Origin of the sequence: Streptomyces sp. NPDC096136 (assembly GCF_044763325.1) — a bacterium.
Classification (GTDB): Bacteria; Actinomycetota; Actinomycetes; order Streptomycetales; family Streptomycetaceae; genus Streptomyces.
In genome coordinates, this window is the sequence record NZ_JBIWFZ010000001.1 from 388,097 (window position 1) to 404,385 (window position 16,289).

The window sequence follows — 16,289 nt, forward strand, 5'->3', positions numbered from 1 at the left end:
CGAGGGGGACTCCGATAACACTTATCCGGAAGAAGTTTTTATCCGGAGGAGGATCTCCGGCGCCACCCGGCGGCGTCCGTCCGGCCTCCCGTCCGCCCCCGTCCGGCCTTCGGATGTGTAAGGTCTGGACCAATAAGTGCCCGTACACGATGACGAGTTCTCCGCGCGGGGAACGTCCGGGAGGGTCCCGTGGGTCCTGTGTCCTGCCGTCCGTACGACGCGATAGCCGCCCAGCGCCTGCTCCCCGTGCTGCGCAGCGCGGACGCCGACGAGGCCGTCCGCACCACCGGAGCCCTGCTCGCCGCCGGGTGCCGCGCCGTGGAGCTCACCACCTCCACCCCCGGCTGGGCCGCGGCCGTCGCCCGTACGGCCGGGCTCCCCGACGCGCTGGGCCGCCCGGCACTGATCGGCGTCGGCACCGTCACCACCGCCGCCCACGCCGAGGCGGCCCTCGACGCGGGAGCCTGCTTCCTGGTGTCCCCCTACCCGGCCCCCGAGGCCCGCGAGGTCGCCGCGCGGCGCGGGGCCCCCTTCGTCGAGGGCGGCTTCACCCCCGGTGAGATCGCGGCGGCCGTCCGGCGCTCGGGCGCGGCCAAGGTCTTCCCGGCCCACGTCGGCGGCCCGGCGTTCATCCGCTCCCTGCGGGCCGTCCTCCCCGGGGCCCTGCTGATCCCCACCGGCGGCATCGCGCCCGGCGAGGTCCGCGACTGGCTCGCCGCGGGCGCGACCGCCGTCGGCATCGGCGACGGCCTGCCGACGGACCCGGCCGACCTGGCGGCCCTGTTCACGGCCCTGGCGGCCCCGGAACCGACCGGGCAGGGCGGGGGACCGGCTGGGGGTCCCGGTACGGGCCCGGGCGCGGGACCGGCCGCGCCGGGCGCGGTCCCGCGCGGGTCGGCGCCGGGCTCCGCACCGCCGCCGGGGCCGCAGGCCGGTGCGGGCGCGTCCGACGGCAGGCGGGCCTCCGCTGCGGACGCCGGGCGCGCAGCGCCGCAGGGGCGGGCCGTGCCGCGCGGGGAGCGCTAGCCGTGGCCCCGTCCCGGACCGCCGGGCCCTACGACGTCCTCGTGCTCGGCGAGGTGCTCGTCGAGATCCACGCCGAGACCCCGTTGCGCACGGCCGAGGACGGGACCGCCGCGCGGATCTCCTACTCCGGCGACGCCCTCAACGCCGCGGCCGCCGCGGCCGCGGCCGGAGCGCGGACCGCCCTGCTCGCGGTCGTCGGCGAGGACGAGCTGAGCGTCCCGCTGCTGCGCCGCGCCACCGAGCTGGGGATCGACGTCTCCCACGTCCGGCGCGCCCCGTACCCCAACGGTGCCTACCTGCTCAGCGCGGACGCCGGGGGGGAGCGCGAGTTCGTCTACTGGCGCACCCGCAGCGCCGGATCCACCCTCTCCCCGGCCCACGTCGAGGACTGGCGCGAGCTGCTGGCCGGCGCCGGGGCGCTGATCACCGGCGGGATCGCCGGCGCGCTCTCCCCGACCAGCCGCGAGGCGGTGCTCGCCGCCGCCCGGACCGTCCACGGGGCCGGCGGGCACGTCACGTACGACGCCAACTTCCGCCCCCGGCTGACCGGGCGCGGCGGGGCCCGGTCCCTGCTGGCCGCGATGGCCCCGCTGACCGGGCTGCTCAAGACCTCCTGCCCGGCCGACGCCCTCGCCCTGGTCGACACCCGCGACCCGCGCACGGCGGCCGCCCGCTACCGGGCCCTGGGCGCCCGCGCCGTCGCCGTCACCGCCGGGGCGGACCCGCTGCTCCTGGACCAGGGGACCCGCGCGGCCCACCACCCCGTCCCGGTCGATCCGGACCCCGTCGACGCGACCGGGGCCGGGGACTGCTTCACCGGGACCGTCACCGCCCGGCTCGTGCTCGGGGACCCGCTCGTACGGGCCGTGGCGCACGGCGTCGCGGCGGCCTCCCTGTCCGTCTCGGGCCGCGGGGGCACCGGCCGCGTCCCCGCCCTCACGGAGACGGCGGCCCTGGCAGCCCGGCTGCCCGAGCCCGTTCCTCTTCCTCCCACTCCGCGTCCGCTTCCTCCTCCTCCCGCCGCTTCTCCTCCCACGTCTTCTCCGGCGGCTCCTCGTACGGGAGCGGGTCCGTGACCCAGCCCGCGGCGAGGACCAGCCGCGAGGTGCGGTGCACGGCCAGGAAACCGAAGGGGCGGTCGAAGGTCACTTCGGCCCGGCGGGTGCGGTAGCGGATCCGCGGCGGCACCCCGCAGCCCACCGCCACGGAGACGGCCGTCACCGCGGCGGCCTCGAAGCCCTCGGCGTGGAAGCGCGCCACCGCGGACTGGCGGGCCGAACCGACCGCCAGGGGCTGGGAGCTGATCCCGGGAAAGTGACCGCGGGCGGTGTCGCGGGCCGTCTCCAGGCCGAACAGGCGGGCCCGTTCCAGGAGGTCGTGTTCGCCCCGGACCTCGAAGACGGGCGCCCTGACGGCGAGCCGGGGCCCGGGCGTCAGGGCGAGCACGGTGGCGACGTCCAGGCCGGGGCCGGGCCTGCCTTCCGGGAGCAGGCTCGCGGGCACGGCCGGCCGGGCGCGGGTGACGGCCTCGATCCCGGTACCGAGCACCCCGCCGGGCCGGGCGCCCGGTTCCCCCAGCACGAGGTGGACGTCCACCCCGGTGTCCCCGACCACCTCCAGCAGGGTCACCGCCCCGGCCGGTCCCTGCGCCACCCGGGCCCGGTCCAGCAGGGCCGTGCTGCGGTGCAGCATCCTCAGGGGCCGCCCGGCCCACGGACCCTCGGACGCCCCGCCGCGCCACTCCGTGAACGGCTGGATCCACCTCGTCCTCAGGGTGAGGGCCGAAGCCAGCACCAGCCGTGTTCCGTTCGGCCCGTCCGTCAACGCGACCGGCATGCGCTCGACGAGCCCGTCCGTCCGCCGGTCGGCCCAGGCGTCCAGCGCCGTGTGGCCGGCCTCCGCGTCCCCGCTCAGGACGCCGTGGCTCCCCGGCGCGAGCCGTTCCAGCCAGGCCGCCTCCAGCGCCAGGTCCGCCCGGGTCCACAGGCCCGTCGCCGCCCGCAGCCCCCGGACGCCCTCCAGCGCGGCCAGCAGTTCCCGGGCGGCCCCCGCCGCGCGCTCGGCCGGCAGGCCCAGGGCCTCCGCCAGTTCCGCCCGGGCCGGGCCCGCCGCCCCGTCCGCGAGCGGGGCGAGCAGCGGCCAGACCCCGGCCGCCGTGAAGACCGTACCGGCGGCGTCGCCGCCCGCCTCCGCCGCCCAGCGCGCCGTCAGCCGGTTGACCGCCCGCACCGTCGAGTTCCTCATGTTCATGCCGGGGGAGCGTACGGGGCGGGCCGCACCCGCGCCGAATCCTTTCCCCACGCCCGGAGTCCGGGGCCGCCCGGCCGCGAAAAACATCCTCCGCGCCCCTGGGTTCCTCCGCGCCCCGTCGCTACCCTCCGCGCATGATTCCCACGGTGGTCTGGGGCACGGGCAACGTAGGCCGCGCGGCGATCCGCGCCGTCGAGGCCCACCCGGCGCTCGCGCTCACGGCAGTGATCGTCCACAACCCCGCCAAGGTCGGCCGCGACGCGGGCGAACTCGCCGGGCTCGACCGCCGGCTGGGCGTGCCGGCGACCGACGACATCGGAGCGGTGCTCGCCGCCCGCCCCGCCGCCGTCGTCTACGCGGCGTCCGGCGACGTCCGCCCCGACGAGGCCCTCGCCGACATCACCCGCGCCGTGCGGGCCGGCGCGGCCGTCGTCAGCCCCGCCCTCTACCCGCTCTACGACCACCGCAGCGCCCCGCCGGAGTTCCGGGACCCCGTCCTCGCGGCGATAGCGGAGGGCGGCGGCTCGCTCTTCGCCTCCGGCGTCGACCCGGGCTGGGGCAACGACGTGCTCCCGCTCCTGCTCAGCGGGCTGGGCACCACCGTGGACGCGATCCGCTGCCAGGAGATCTTCGACTACTCCACCTACGACCAGCCGGACTCCGTCCGCCATCTGGTCGGCATGGGCCACCCCATGGAGTACGAGCCGATGATGCTCGTGCCCTCGGTCCCGACCATGGTGTGGGGCGGGCAGGTCCGGATGATGGCCCGCGCCCTCGGCGTCGAACTCGACGACATCCGCGAGACCTCCGACCGGCGCGCCCTCGACACCACCGTCACCACCCCTTCCATGGGCGTGTTCGAGGCCGGAACCCAGGGCGCCATCCGCTTCGAGGTCCAGGGCATCGTCGCGGGCGAACCCCGCATCGTCATCGAACACGTCACCCGCATCCACGCCTCCTGCGCCCCCGACTGGCCCACCCCGCCCGACGGCGGGGCCGGCGCCCACCGGGTCGTCATCGAGGGCAGCCCGCGCATCGAGGTCACCGTCGAGGCCACCGACGAGGGCGGGAACCGCTCCGCGGGCGGCAACGCCACCGCCGTCGGGCGGCTGGTCGGCGCCATCGACTGGCTGGTGGAGGCGGAGCCCGGGCTCTACGACGCCCTCGACGTCCCGCTGCGCCCCGCAGTCGGCAAACTCGGAAGGAAACGGCCATGAGGATCGACGTCCCCGACGGACAGCACCCCATCGAATACGTGTGGGGCGACCTGGTCCCCGGCATCGGCATGGCGGCGGCCAACTTCTCCCTGTCGGTCTACGCCCACACCACCCTGGGCCTGCGCGAGTTCGAGGCGGCGCGGTTGCGCGTCGCGCAGATCAACGGGTGCGTCTTCTGCCTCGACTGGCGCACCGACCGGGACGGGGAGAAGGTCGAGGAGGGATTCGCCGACGCGGTGACCGAGTGGCGCACCACCGACGCCTTCGACGACCGCACCCGGCTGGCCGCGGAGTACGCCGAGCGCTACGCCCTGGACCACCACAACCTCGACGAGGAGTTCTGGGAGCGGATGACCGCGCACTACAGCCAGGTGGAGATCGTGGAGCTGAGCATGAGCATCGGCTCCTGGCTCGCCTTCGGCCGGCTCAACCACGTCCTGGGCCTCGACAGCGTCTGTGTGCTGCCGGGGCGCTGAACGGTGCCGGCGCCGGCCGGGGCACGCGGTGCGCCCGGCCGGCCCCGGTGGCCGTCCGCCGTCACAGGTCCGTGGCGATGATCTTCTCTATGTTCCGCTCCGCGAGGGCCGTGATCGTCACGAACGGGTTGACGCTGGTGTTGCCGGGGATCAGCGCCCCGTCGATGACGTACAGGCCCGGGTGGCCGTGCAGGCGGCCGTAGTTGTCGGTGGCCTTGCCCAGCACCGCACCGCCCAGGGGGTGGTACGTGAGGTGGTCGCCCCAGACCTTGTTGGTGCCGAAGAGGTCGGTGCGGTAGATCGTCCCCTCCCTCGCGTTGATCTTGTCGAAGATGGTCTTCGCCATGTCGATGGACGGCTGCTTCCAGGCGGTCTGCCAGTTCAGCTCGACCTTGCCCGTCGCCGCGTTCCAGGAGAACTGGGCTCGGTTGGGGTTCTTGGTGATGGAGAGGTAGAAGGAGGCGTACGTCTCGATGCCGGTCGGCAGCGGGGCCACCTCGGCGAAGGCGCCGCCCGCGTCCCAGTTGTCGATGCCTCCGCAGGGGATCGACGCCTGCACCTTCCCGGTCGGGTCCCACAGGTGGTTCGCCCGGCCGCACATGACGTTGCCGTTGTCGCCCCAGCCCTTGCCGATCTCGTCGTTGAGCAGCGGCAGGGCGCCGGTCGCCCTCAGCCGGACCAGCAGCTTGCTGGTGCCGACGCTGCCGGCCGCGAAGAACACCCGGTCGGCGGTGACGGTCTTGACGGCGACGACGTCGCCGGTGGTGTTCAGCTCCTCCACGGCGACCGTGTAGCCGCCACCGTCCGAGGGGGAGACGGTGGTGACCCGGTGCAGGGGGGAGACCGCCACCCGGCCGGTCGCCCGGGCGGCGGCGAGGTAGGTCTTCTGGAGGGACTTCTTCCCGGCGTTGTTCCCGTAGAGGATCTCGCCGTCCACGGCCGACTTGGGGACGGTGCCGGCCACCTCCTGCTTCATGTAGTCCCAGTCGTAGACGTCGGGCACGAAGACGAAGGGGAACCCCGAGCGCTGGGCGTGCTTGCGGCCGACGCGGGCGAACTGGTAGCAGTCCACCGTCTCGAACCAGTCCGGGTCGACGAGGCCCACTCCGAGCCCGGCGTTGGCGCGGGGGTAGTAGGTGGCGTACATCTCCTCGGCATCGACCGTGGGCAGGATGGCGGCGAAGTTCTGCCGCTTGGGCGTCACGGCCATGCCGCCGTTGACGAGCGAGCCGCCGCCCACGCCGCGGCCCTGGTAGACGATGATCCCGCCCATCTCCTCGGCGTCGAGGATGCCCGTGTACTTCGGGACGTCCTTGTCGATGGGGAAGCCGAGGAAGTTGCTCAGGGGGGCCTTCGTGCGGGTGCGCAGCCAGAAGGAGCGGTAGTCGGGCCTGGTGGTGTTGGCGAAGATCTTGCCGTCCGTCCCCGGGGTGTCCCAGGCCATGCCCATCTCGACCATGTGCACGTCGACACCGGCCTGGGCCAGCCGGAGCGCCGCGACGGAGCCGCCGTAGCCGGTGCCGATGACGAGGGCCGGGACACGGGTCCCGGAGACGAGGGGGGCGTTCGCGACGGCGGATCCGGTGGCGGGATCGGCGCGGGCGGCGGTGCTGTTCACCGCGAGGGCCATGGCCCCCAGAAGAGAACCGGTTCCAGCGATGAATCCGCGGCGCGAAACGCCTGTGGACACCTTGCTGTTCAGGCCTTTGTCACTCATGAGGGGTTCCTCACTCTCGACGGAGTGGGAACAAGTTCTACTGTCGTGTGCCTGCTAAGTCACTAGACGCGTCGGGATAATTTCCGGCCTGTTCCGGTGGCGCTTGCGGCTCCGGCTTTGGCTGCGGCAGGGCTCAGGCCAGGCTCCACTGGGCCACGTCGTCGCCGAGCCCGGCGTCCAGGGCGAACTGCACCGCCGCCAGGTCCGCCTCCTGCGGCACCCGGAAGACGACGTAGCCCGAGGCCGACCGGCCCGGGTCGAGGGTGACCGTGTCGGGCAGGGCCGGGCCGGGTAGGGCCGGGCCGACGTCCGTCGTACCGCTCAGGCCGGTGAAGCGCTGCCCGTCGGTGCCGAGCAGGTGCGCGGCCGGAGCGGGGGAGTCCTGGTACGGCACCGTCCCCGTGTTCTCCAGGCGCAGCCCGACGGCGACCAGCCGGTCGGCCCCGGGGGCGGGCGGCCGGCCCGCGGGGTCGACGACCCGGGTGAGGGTGACGTCGAGGTGCTCCCCGGGGCGGTCCCCGTCGAGGGGGACGGTCTCGCCGGAACCGTCGGGGCCGGCGCCCAGCAGCAGGGCCGCGACGAGGGGCGCCAGCAGGAGGCGGGCGGTCCGGCCCGCGCGCCCGGCCCGACCGCCGCCGGTCCGGCATCCGCCGTGGTCGCCGTGGCCGCCATGACTGCCGCGACTGCCGTGACGCATGGCGTACCTCCTCCGCGCCTTCCCTCCCGGCCCACGATCCTCCGTACGGGCGGCTCCCGCCACCGGCGGCGTCCGATGCCCTTCGGGCGGCATTCGCGGCATCTGGCAGACTTGGCCGGGTTGTCCGGGCGGTGCAGGACAGGAAACCGGTGCGAATCCGGTACGGTCCCGCCACTGTGACCGGCGACCCCGCCCGCGGGGTCCCGGGAGTCAGACACTGACGCGCCGCCTCTTCACTTCGACCGGGGACGAGGATCCCCCGGAGAGGCCTCACCATGTCGCGTATCCGCGCCGCCCTGCGCCCGCTCTCCGCGCTCGCGCTCCTGATCCCCCTGACCGCGTGCGCCGGCCCGGCCGGCGGGCAGGGGCCCGCACCCGGCGCGAAGGCCGCGCCCGGGTTCCCGTACACCGTCACCAACTGCGGTGTCACCAGCACCTACCAGGCCCCGCCCCGGCGGGCCGTCACCATGAACCAGCACGCCACCGAGATCCTGCTCGCCCTCGGCCTCCAGGACCGGATGGCGGGCACGGCCTACCTCGACGACTCCGTGCTCCCCGCCTACCGCACCGCCTACGACGGGATCGCGGTGCTGGCCGAGCGGTACCCGTCGAAGGAGGTGCTCCTCGGCGCCGACCCCGACTTCGTGTACGGCGGTTACGCCAGCGCCTTCGACCAGGGCCAGGGCCGTGACCGCGCGGGGCTGGCCCGGGCCGGGATCGCCTCCCGGCTCAGCATCGAGTACTGCACCCCGGGCCGTGTCGGGCTCGCCCAGCTGAAGACCGAGATCATGGAGGTCGCCCGGACCTTCGGCGTGCCCGAGCGCGGCGCGGCCCTCGTCGAGGAGGAGCAGCGCCGGATCGACGCCGTCACCGCGCGGGTGAAGGACCGGGCCCGCCCGGCCGTCTTCGTCTACGACTCGGGCGAGGCCTCCGCCTTCACCTCCGGGGGCAACGGCATCGGCAACGAGATCGTCTCCCTCGCCGGCGGGGCGAACGTCTTCGCCGACCTCCAGGACACCTTCGCAGACGTGTCGTGGGAGAAGGTCGTCGAGCGCGGGCCCGAGGTCGTCCTCATCTACGACTACGGCGGCACCTCCGTGGAGGCCAAGAAGCAGCGCCTGTTGAACGACCCGGCGCTGGCGGAGGTTCCCGCCGTCAAGAACCGGCGGTTCGTGGTGCTCCCGCTGTCCTCCGCCGTCCTGGGCGTCCGCGTCGCCGACGCGGTCGAATCCCTGGGCCGCGGCCTGCACCCCGACGCCGCGTGAGCGGGCGCCGCCGCACCGCGGCCGTACTCCTGCTCCTCGCCGCCGCCCTCGCCGGATCGGTGGTGGCGGGGCTGGCCCTGGGACCCGTGCGCATCGCCCCCGGGCAGGTGCTCGGCATCCTGGCGGGCGGACCCGGGGCCGGGCGCGGGGCCTTCGCCTCCATCGTGTGGGACGTACGGATGCCGCGCGTGCTGCTCGGGGCCGTGGTCGGCGCCGGGCTGGCGGTCGCCGGCGCCGTGCTCCAGGCCCTCGTGCGCAACGCGCTCGCGGACCCCTTCCTGCTGGGCGCCTCCTCGGGCGCCTCGGCGGGGGCCGTGCTGGTCCTCGTGCTCGGGGCGGGGGCGGGCGCCGCCGCCGGGCTCCCGCTGGCCGCGTTCGCCGGCTCCCTCGCCGCTCTCGTCGCCGTGTACGCCCTGGCCCGGCGCGGCGGCGCCATGACCACGGGGCGGCTGGTCCTGGCCGGGGTGGCCGTGCAGTACGTCCTGTCCGCACTGACCAGCCTGGTGCTCGTGCTGTCCGCGCACCCCGACCAGATCCGCTCCGTGCTGTTCTGGACCCTCGGCGGGCTGGGCGGCGCCCGCTGGGGCGAACTCGCCCTGCCGGCCGCCGCGCTGCTGGCCGGCACCGGACTGCTCGTCACCCTGGCGCGCCCGCTGGACCTGCTGCTCGCGGGGGAGGAGGGGGCGCGCACCCTCGGCCTGGACACCGGCCGGTTCCGGGCAGCCGTCTTCGTTCTCGCCTCCCTCGTCATCGGGGTGCTCGTGGCCTCCAGCGGGGCGATCGGCTTCGTCGGGCTGATGGTCCCGCACGCCGCCCGCATGGTCGTGGGAGCCGGGCACCGGGTGCTGCTGCCCGTCTGCGCGCTGGCCGGTGCGGTCTTCCTGACCCTGGCCGACCTGCTGGCACGGACGGCGGCCGCGCCCGAGGAGATACCCGTCGGCGTGGTCACCGCGCTGGTGGGCGGCCCCTTCTTCCTGTGGATGCTGCGCAGGTCCACCCGGGGCGAGGAGGTGGCCGGATGACGGGGCGTCCGGTGGAACTCGCGGTCGAGGCCCTGCGGTACGCGGTCGAGGGGCGGACCCTGCTGCACGGGATCGACCTCGGCGCCCGGCCCGGTGAGACGGTCGGGGTGGTCGGACCGAACGGCAGCGGCAAGACGACCCTGCTGCGCTGCGTCCACGGTGCGCTGCGGCCCGCCGCCGGCCGGGTGCTGTTCGACGGTGCCGACGCCTCGGCTCTGGGGGTGAGGGGGCGGGCCCGGCGGGTGGCGGTGGTGCCGCAGGACGCGTCCGGCACCTTCGGGCTGACGGTCCGGGAGGTCGTGGCCATGGGGCGCAGCCCGCACAAGCGGTTCTGGGAGCAGGACGGCCCGGACGACCGCCGGCGCGTCACGGAGGCGCTGGAGACCGTCGGGGCCCGCGGGCTCGCCGGCCGCCGCTTCGACGGGCTCTCGGGCGGTGAGCGCCAGCGCGCCCTCGTCGCCCGCGCACTCGTCCAGGAGCCCGGGCTGCTGGCCCTGGACGAGCCCACGAACCACCTCGACATCCGCTACCAGCTGGAACTGCTGGGGCTGGTCCGGCGGCTTCCCGTGACGAGCCTGCTCGTCCTGCACGACCTGAACCTCGCCGCGTCGTTCTGCGACCGGCTGTACGTCCTGGCGGGCGGCCGGGTCGTGGCTCAGGGGCCGCCGGTCGAGGTGCTCACGGAGGAGCTGATCGCGGAGGTCTACGGGGTCCGCGCCCATGTCGCCGTCCATCCGGCGACGGGCGCTCCGGGCATCGTGTACCTCCCGGAGCACCCCGCCGTCTGAGGCGCCGCCGTGCGCACAGGCGGGCCGTTGTCGGCCGGCTCGCCGGCTCGCCGGCTCGACGGTCCGCCGGTCCGCGCCGGTTTCGGGTGGCGGGCCTCAGGAATCCGGCCGGGCCAGCCGCTTGAGCAGGGGCAGTGCGTCGTCGAGGGGCACCGCGCGGAAGAACCGCGCGTCGGCCTCCTCGACGGCGGCGACGGCCCGGGGGGCCAGTTCCGCCCCGGCGGCGGTGACCCGCAGCCGCTTGGCGCGGGTGTCGGCCGGGTCGACCTCGCGTGCGACGAGCCCCTTCTGCTCCAGGGCGCGCAGCACCTGGGAGGTCATCTTCACGTCCGTGCCCGCCTGGCGGGCCAGGGCGAGCTGGTTGGGTTGCTCGCCCTGGCCGTTGAGCCACCACGCGCAGGCGAGCAGCACGAACTGCACGTGGGTGAGGCCGAGCGGGGTCAGTGCCGCCGAGACCTCCCGCTGCCAGCGCAGGGTGGCGTGCCAGAGCAGGAACCCGGGGCTCTCCCCGGGGCTGAGGGCCATCAGCGGGCCGCCGACTCCGCCAGCGCGGCCATGGTCTCGGGCCAGTCGGCGGTGATGGCCGGGCCGATCTCGGGGCCGGCCTCGTCGGCGCCCGGGCCGGTGATCTCCATCCGGTAGGTGATGCGGACCCGGCCGTCCCCGGCGGGGTCGATCCGGTGTTCCGTGCGCAGGAGCAGCCCGTGGAACCGGGCCTCGTCCACGAAGAGTCCGTTCTCGACGGCCTCGGCGACGACCAGCGGCACGGGGTCCTCGCCGGGCGGCGTCATCGTGATGCGGGCGCCGGCCGCGAAGGGGCCGTCGATCTCGATCTTCTCGATCCCGGGGTTCCAGTCACCCCAGTTCTCGACGTCGGCCCAGAGACGCCAGACGGCTGCGGGCGCGGCGGCGGTCTCGATGGTGTGCTCGTACGTCCACATGGGCGCTCTCCTCGGTCGTTCCCGATTTCCTCTGTCCGTAGATTATCTCTGCGCAGACTATCTGTCCAGGGTTCCGCGCCGGATGGGCCGCCACGGTCGGGGGCGGGTGGGGGAGGGGCGTGCGGGGAACGTGCGAGGGGCGTGCCGGGGACGTGCGAGGGGCCCGCGGCGCGCCGTGCGCCGCGGGCCCCTCGGGTCCTCGTCGATCAGCCGCCGTACGGGCGGGTGATGATCTCCATGGCGTGGCCGACGGGGTCCAGGAAGTAGACCCCGCGCCCGCCGTCGTTGTGGTTGATCTCGCCCGGGTGCTTGCGGTGCGGATCGGCGAAGTACTCGACGCCGCCCGCCCGGATCTTCTCGAAGGCGGCGTCGAACTCCTCCTCCGAGACGAGGAACGCGTAGTGCTGCGGGGTGATGGACTCGGCCGGGATGGCCGCGAAGTCCAGCGTCACTCCGTTCCCGGTGGCCACGGGGATGAACGGACCCCATTCCGGGCCGACTTCGAGGCCGAGGATGTGCGCCAGGAATTCGGCGGACTCCCGGTTGTCACGGGAGTGGATGATCGTGTGGTTCAACTGGACCGACATGGGTGAATGCCTCCACAAGGCATCTCACGGCACCTCCATGCCTCACCCGGTCGGTGACCGACACGCGATGCCGTCGCCTTGATCCTAGGCACCTCCTTCGCGCCCGGTCCACCGAAATGCCGCCGCCGGCGGCTCACGACCCCCCGTACACCGCCTTGACGTTGTCCTGCGCCGGGTGCGATCGGCCGGCCGGGCCCGCGGCGAAGACCCGCAGCAGGTTCTCCGTGACCCGGGTGGTCAGCGCGCCGGCACGGGCGTCCAGGCCGTGGTTGGCGCCGCTGCGGCCGTCGCCGGACGCGTCGAGGGCCTCGACCCAGCGCATCGTGCCGGTCGCGAAGACCCCCGCCCCGCTCGGCACGGTGTAGTACGCCGTGTCCTGATGGCTCGGACGGCCCTCGCACACCACCGGGGAGTGGGCCAGGATCTCGATCGGACGCGGGGTCGGGAAGCCGGTGTTCACCTTGTCGTACTCCACGCCGACCAGGTGCGCGAAACCGTCCCCGGCCTTCACGCCCGTCCCCTCGAACAGCCAGTGGCCCGGGTTCACGACCACGTACGGGGCGTCCACCGGGTAGCCGTCGTAGATCACCCCGAGCAGTGAGCTCTCCGGGTCCGCTCCCGGCTGCGAGCGGAAGTCGACGGTCGCCGGATGCCCCCGCTTGAAGCCGGGATCCTGGTCGTAGGAGGACTTGTAGCAGACCACCGTACGGTCCGGCCCCAGCTCGGAAGGCTCCAGCCGGATCCGGCGGAAGCAGCAGTTCGCGCCCAGGACCGCGATGTTGCTGCCCGCGTCCCGGGCCGCCGTGAAGTGCGCGCGCTGCTCGGGCGACCAGTACTCGTCGTGGCCGAGCGACAGCACGGCCGCCGCCCCCTCCAGCAGGCGCCGCTCGCGTGCCACGTCGGTGGTCGTGGCGTAGGCCAGGGCTATCCCGAGCCGCTCGGCCAGCGCGACCAGGGGGGCCTCGTAGACGAGGAACAGCCCCGCCCCGTCGTCGTACTCGTACGGCCGGTCGAAGGTCACCGACAGCGAACGCGAGGCGTAGCCGCCGCTCGGGCCGTCGTAGCTGCCGTAACCGCCCCAGCGGTTGTACGCCTGCCAGGTCGCCACCGCGTTGACGATCACCGTCCGGCCCGCCGCCGATGCCGAGCGGACGGTCACCGGCACGAACCGCTGCCCCTCGCCGCCCTGCGCGTCGAGCCGCAGCAGGTAGCAGCCCTCGGGCCAGCCCTTGGTCTCCACCGTGGCGGTGCGCGGCCAGCGGGTGCGGACCATACGGGTGCCGGCGTCCACCGTGTGCTCGGGCTGTCGGACCCCGGGCAGCGCCTCGGAACGCCACACCAGCCGGGCCCTCGCCCCGCCGTACCACCCCATCCGGTATGCGGAGACGGTGAACCGCGGCGCGGTGGTGGACACGTGCAGCCCGAACGACTCCCCGGGCAGCACGCTCACCTTGTCCGTGAAGCCCTCGATGGCACGGGCCGGTCCCGCCCTGACCACGTGCCAGTCGGCGTTGCCGGGCCGGGCGTTCTCCGCCTTCACGTCGAAACCGGCCTGACCGGGCGCCGACGGTGACTCCTTGCCCGCGCCCTTCCCCTTCAGCGCGGCCCCGCTCGCTCCACCCGCGCCACCCGCGCCACCCGCGCCGCTCGCGCAGCCGGCGGCCGAGCCGAGCCCGGCGGCGGTGGCCGCGCCCGTCGCGATGGCGAGGAACCGCCGCCTGCCCGCGCCCCCGGCGCCCTCGGGTATGTGCTCCTGATCCATGCGGGGCACGTTATGACACCCCTGCCCGCCCCCTCCCACCACCCCGCCGAAGGCCCGCCCGCCCCGGCCCTGCCGGGTCCCCGCAGCACCCGGGCGGTACCGGTGGCGGTACCGGAACCGGCCCGCGGGGCCGGCCTCCGCTCACCGCAGCCGCACCACCACCTCATGGCTCACCCCCGCCGTGGCCGAGAGGTCCCCGAAGACGAGCCGCAGCCGTGCCCCCGTGCGCGCCGAGACCAGGGCCGGCGGGCCTGACAGCACCGCCGCGACGGGCCGGTCCCACACCAGGACCAGCTCCCCGACCGCCCGGGCCGGGTCGGCGACGTACACCCCGGCCGTGCCGTCGCGCCGCTGCCGCACCGTCACCGAGCACGGGGCGCTCGCCTCCAGCGGGCCCGCCGCCCCGGCCCGCCAGAAGTTCACCCCGGTGAACCCGAGCGGGCCGACGGCCACCCCCTGGGCCGCCGCGCTGTTGGCCAGGACGGCGGGCCATCCCGGCGTCGCCGCCCGGGCCGCCGTCCGCGCGGCCGTCGCCCCCGGCAGCAGCTGGTACGCGTACCCCGCGTCCACCGGGTCCTCGCCGTGGTCGTACCAGAGGGTGAGGTAGCGCCGGGTCAGCGCGGCCCCGGATCCGCCCCGGTTCACCTCGCTCCACCGGCCGGTACGCCCCTCCCTCAAGGCCCTGAAGGGCCCCGGGCCCTGGAGGACGTACCCGCCGAAGCCCGCCAGGTGCGCCCAGCCGGGAGAACGGAACTCCGCCGACCAGCCCAGGGCCGACGGCTGGAGGCGTCCGCCGACCGTCAGGGCGTGCGTACCGGCCGCACCGAGATTGCGGCAGTCGACCACCGACTCCACCGGGACCCCGTCCGAGGCGCGGATCCCCGCCCCCAGGCAGACGACCGCGTCGTCGAGGAAGAACCAGGACTTGCGGGCCTCCAGGGTGCTCCCCAGACCGCGCAGGTGCTGGCCCACCGACGCGAACTCCCCGTCACCAGACCCGCCCACCCACGCCGTGTCCGGCCGCGCGGTGCCCCAGGAGCCGCCCGCCCCGTCCGCCAGGGCCTTCCGCGCCACGGTGACGCCCGGCAGGCGGTACGGGTCGACGGTGGGCCAGAACGCGTCCGCGTACTGGTCGTTGCCGTACGAGGAACCCCACCAGCAGAGCATCCCGCTGCCCGTGTGCCAGCCGCGGAGGTTCTCGCCGTTCCCCGTCTCGTAGTGGGCGATGCGCCGGGAGGCCATGGACAGCGAGGCCGCCCAGCCCGGTCTGCGGTGGGTGGCCCGGTCCATCGAGGGGAACAGCCGGTGCCCCACCGGCTCGGGCAGCGGCGCCGCCGACGGGTCCGCCTCCAGCTCGGCCAGCCGGGCCAGCGCGGCCGGCCCCAGCGTCCGGTCGGCCAGGGGCGGGCTGTGGTGCGACCGCGCCGCCCACCCCTTCACCAGGTCGCGCCACCGGGCCCGCTCGGCGGTGCCCGCCCCCTCGGCGAGCAGCAGGACCGCGGCCAGCACCGCGTGGCCGCGGGTGTGCTCGTCCTGCTGGACCTGCCGGGCGTCCGAGGCCGCCAGCCCCCGGCTGACCGCCCGCCCGGACACCGCGTCCATGACCAGCCCGTTGAACAGGAAGGGCGCCCAGCCCCGCTCCACGGCGTCGAAGACGTTCTGCCGGGCGGGATCCACGACCTGCCACGGCGTTCCCCTCAACAGCGCGAACAACAGCCCCAGCCCCTCCAGGAACACCGCGCCGTAGGTTCCCGTGTACGCCACTGCGCCGTGCTGGACGTAGGACCCGTCCCGGTGGAGACCGTCGCCCGCGGTGACGTACGGGAAGACCGGCCCGAGCGCGTCCCGGGCCAGGGCGACCTTCGCGGCGTCGGAGCCCAGGGCCCCGCGCACCGCCAGCACCCGGCACAGGTCGACCCGGTTGGCACCCGTGCTCGTCCCGCCGTACACGGCCACCGCCGAGTCCGGGACGAAGTGGTCCACCGCCGCGCACACATCGGCCCGGAGAGCCTGCGACAGTTCCCCGTACAGCAGCACGCACACGTCCAGCAGGGCCTGCGGCGCGCCGATCCGCCAGCACCACCAGTTGCCGTACGGCTCCCGGCCCGCGTGGTACACCTGCGCGTGCAGCTCCTCCAGGCCGGCCAGTACGGACGCCAGCAGCGCCCCGTCCCCGGTGAGCCCGGTGCCCGGCCGCACATGGGCCTCGGCCATGGTCCGCAGCCGCTGGAAGCTCCGCACCATCGGCTCGGGGTCCGAGGCGAACCCCAGGTCAGGCCAGAGCGCCCCCGGCGCCGGAGCCATCGCGGCCGCCCAGCGGCCCGCCTCCTGCCCGAGCTCGGCGAGCCGCGAGCGGAACGGCTCGGCCCGCTCGGAGAACCCGGCGCCCAGTACCAGCGAGCGCCAGACCTCGCGCATCGCCCCGTGGACATCGACCACGCCCCGCGCGTCCGCCCGGTCGGCCGGCGCGCCCGCCCGCAGCGCCCCCGCGCCCGCGGCGGACAGGAAGGCGCGCCGGCTCCACACTCCCGTCATCACATC

14 protein-coding genes, 1 pseudogene and 1 riboswitch are annotated in these 16,289 nt (G+C 75.1%); of the genes and pseudogenes, 7 read left to right on the forward strand and 8 right to left on the reverse strand.

The genetic code is table 11. The features are described 5' to 3' along the window. The first annotated feature begins 189 nt into the window (after positions 1 to 189). Both ACIRBY_RS01755 and ACIRBY_RS01760 read left to right on the forward strand, forming a co-directional pair. Positions 190 to 1,026: a bifunctional 4-hydroxy-2-oxoglutarate aldolase/2-dehydro-3-deoxy-phosphogluconate aldolase gene (locus ACIRBY_RS01755; protein ID WP_403894513.1), complete on the forward strand. Its 837-nt coding sequence runs from the start codon at positions 190 to 192 to the stop codon at positions 1,024 to 1,026. Positions 1,027 to 1,067: 41 nt separating this feature from the next. Next, positions 1,068 to 1,940: pseudogene (locus ACIRBY_RS01760) on the forward strand (PfkB family carbohydrate kinase); the annotation flags it as partial. 22 nt (positions 1,941 to 1,962) lie between these two features. Here the strand turns inward: ACIRBY_RS01760 and ACIRBY_RS01765 are convergent. Next, positions 1,963 to 3,276, reverse strand: a complete 1,314-nt coding sequence (locus tag ACIRBY_RS01765; protein ID WP_403894516.1) for a serpin family protein — start codon at positions 3,274 to 3,276, stop codon at positions 1,963 to 1,965. A gap of 134 nt (positions 3,277 to 3,410) precedes the next feature. Here ACIRBY_RS01765 and ACIRBY_RS01770 point away from each other — a divergent pair, with 134 nt between their 5' ends. Next, complete coding sequence (locus ACIRBY_RS01770; protein ID WP_403894519.1) at positions 3,411 to 4,493, forward strand: dihydrodipicolinate reductase; 1,083 nt, start codon at positions 3,411 to 3,413, stop codon at positions 4,491 to 4,493. Next, positions 4,490 to 4,969: a carboxymuconolactone decarboxylase family protein gene (locus tag ACIRBY_RS01775; RefSeq protein ID WP_403894521.1), complete on the forward strand. Its 480-nt coding sequence runs from the start codon at positions 4,490 to 4,492 to the stop codon at positions 4,967 to 4,969. Before ACIRBY_RS01770 ends, ACIRBY_RS01775 begins: the two co-directional genes overlap by 4 nt. Before the next feature lie 61 nt (positions 4,970 to 5,030). Here the strand turns inward: ACIRBY_RS01775 and ACIRBY_RS01780 are convergent, their stop codons facing one another. Both ACIRBY_RS01780 and ACIRBY_RS01785 read right to left on the reverse strand, forming a co-directional pair. Further along, positions 5,031 to 6,686 (reverse strand): GMC oxidoreductase, encoded by a 1,656-nt coding sequence (locus ACIRBY_RS01780; RefSeq protein WP_403894524.1) that lies wholly within the window; start codon positions 6,684 to 6,686, stop codon positions 5,031 to 5,033. Between the two features lie 133 nt (positions 6,687 to 6,819). Further along, complete coding sequence (locus ACIRBY_RS01785; protein WP_403894527.1) at positions 6,820 to 7,383, reverse strand: hypothetical protein; 564 nt, start codon at positions 7,381 to 7,383, stop codon at positions 6,820 to 6,822. Between the two features lie 101 nt (positions 7,384 to 7,484). Next, positions 7,485 to 7,623: riboswitch (cobalamin riboswitch) on the forward strand. A 35-nt stretch (positions 7,624 to 7,658) separates the two neighbouring features. Here ACIRBY_RS01785 and ACIRBY_RS01790 point away from each other — a divergent pair. The 3 genes from ACIRBY_RS01790 to ACIRBY_RS01800 are packed head-to-tail and all read left to right on the forward strand — an operon-like array spanning position 7,659 to position 10,458. Continuing rightward, complete coding sequence (locus tag ACIRBY_RS01790; RefSeq protein ID WP_403894529.1) at positions 7,659 to 8,648, forward strand: ABC transporter substrate-binding protein; 990 nt, start codon at positions 7,659 to 7,661, stop codon at positions 8,646 to 8,648. After that, positions 8,645 to 9,670, forward strand: coding sequence for a FecCD family ABC transporter permease (locus ACIRBY_RS01795; RefSeq protein ID WP_403894532.1), 1,026 nt, complete (start codon positions 8,645 to 8,647; stop codon positions 9,668 to 9,670). The genes ACIRBY_RS01790 and ACIRBY_RS01795 overlap by 4 nt, the downstream gene beginning before the upstream one ends. After that, positions 9,667 to 10,458, forward strand: a complete 792-nt coding sequence (locus ACIRBY_RS01800; RefSeq protein WP_403894535.1) for an ABC transporter ATP-binding protein — start codon at positions 9,667 to 9,669, stop codon at positions 10,456 to 10,458. Before ACIRBY_RS01795 ends, ACIRBY_RS01800 begins: the two co-directional genes overlap by 4 nt. Positions 10,459 to 10,554: 96 nt before the next feature. Here ACIRBY_RS01800 and ACIRBY_RS01805 read toward each other — a convergent pair whose 3' ends face one another. The 5 genes from ACIRBY_RS01805 to ACIRBY_RS01825 all read right to left on the reverse strand — a co-directional run bounded on the left by ACIRBY_RS01805 (position 10,555) and on the right by ACIRBY_RS01825 (position 16,283). After that, complete coding sequence (locus ACIRBY_RS01805; RefSeq protein WP_403894538.1) at positions 10,555 to 10,983, reverse strand: MarR family winged helix-turn-helix transcriptional regulator; 429 nt, start codon at positions 10,981 to 10,983, stop codon at positions 10,555 to 10,557. Next, the gene (locus ACIRBY_RS01810; RefSeq protein WP_403894541.1) at positions 10,983 to 11,399 is read right to left on the reverse strand and encodes an SRPBCC family protein; all 417 of its coding nucleotides are present in this window, start codon (positions 11,397 to 11,399) and stop codon (positions 10,983 to 10,985) included. Before ACIRBY_RS01810 ends, ACIRBY_RS01805 begins: the two co-directional genes overlap by 1 nt. Before the next feature lie 206 nt (positions 11,400 to 11,605). Further along, entirely contained in the window at positions 11,606 to 11,986 is a 381-nt protein-coding gene (locus ACIRBY_RS01815; RefSeq protein WP_403894544.1) for a VOC family protein, read from the reverse strand. Between the two features lie 133 nt (positions 11,987 to 12,119). Next, positions 12,120 to 13,748 (reverse strand): N,N-dimethylformamidase beta subunit family domain-containing protein, encoded by a 1,629-nt coding sequence (locus ACIRBY_RS01820; protein WP_403894547.1) that lies wholly within the window; start codon positions 13,746 to 13,748, stop codon positions 12,120 to 12,122. A gap of 141 nt (positions 13,749 to 13,889) precedes the next feature. Continuing rightward, positions 13,890 to 16,283 (reverse strand): polysaccharide lyase 8 family protein, encoded by a 2,394-nt coding sequence (locus tag ACIRBY_RS01825; RefSeq protein ID WP_403894550.1) that lies wholly within the window; start codon positions 16,281 to 16,283, stop codon positions 13,890 to 13,892. Positions 16,284 to 16,289 lie beyond the last annotated feature (6 nt).

Bases quoted from the DNA above. Each gene is read 5' to 3' on its own strand.
- ACIRBY_RS01785 (WP_403894527.1), bottom strand. From the start codon at position 7,383: ATGCGTCACGGCAGTCGCGGCAGTCATGGCGGCCACGGCGACCACGGC.
- ACIRBY_RS01765 (WP_403894516.1), bottom strand. From the start codon at position 3,276: ATGAACATGAGGAACTCGACGGTGCGGGCGGTCAACCGGCTGACGGCG.
- ACIRBY_RS01790 (WP_403894529.1), top strand. From the start codon at position 7,659: ATGTCGCGTATCCGCGCCGCCCTGCGCCCGCTCTCCGCGCTCGCGCTC.
- ACIRBY_RS01770 (WP_403894519.1), top strand. From the start codon at position 3,411: ATGATTCCCACGGTGGTCTGGGGCACGGGCAACGTAGGCCGCGCGGCG.
- ACIRBY_RS01815 (WP_403894544.1), bottom strand. From the start codon at position 11,986: ATGTCGGTCCAGTTGAACCACACGATCATCCACTCCCGTGACAACCGG.
- ACIRBY_RS01775 (WP_403894521.1), top strand. From the start codon at position 4,490: ATGAGGATCGACGTCCCCGACGGACAGCACCCCATCGAATACGTGTGG.
- ACIRBY_RS01800 (WP_403894535.1), top strand. From the start codon at position 9,667: ATGACGGGGCGTCCGGTGGAACTCGCGGTCGAGGCCCTGCGGTACGCG.
- ACIRBY_RS01810 (WP_403894541.1), bottom strand. From the start codon at position 11,399: ATGTGGACGTACGAGCACACCATCGAGACCGCCGCCGCGCCCGCAGCC.
- ACIRBY_RS01825 (WP_403894550.1), bottom strand. From the start codon at position 16,283: ATGACGGGAGTGTGGAGCCGGCGCGCCTTCCTGTCCGCCGCGGGCGCG.
- ACIRBY_RS01805 (WP_403894538.1), bottom strand. From the start codon at position 10,983: ATGGCCCTCAGCCCCGGGGAGAGCCCCGGGTTCCTGCTCTGGCACGCC.
- ACIRBY_RS01820 (WP_403894547.1), bottom strand. From the start codon at position 13,748: ATGGATCAGGAGCACATACCCGAGGGCGCCGGGGGCGCGGGCAGGCGG.
- ACIRBY_RS01780 (WP_403894524.1), bottom strand. From the start codon at position 6,686: ATGAGTGACAAAGGCCTGAACAGCAAGGTGTCCACAGGCGTTTCGCGC.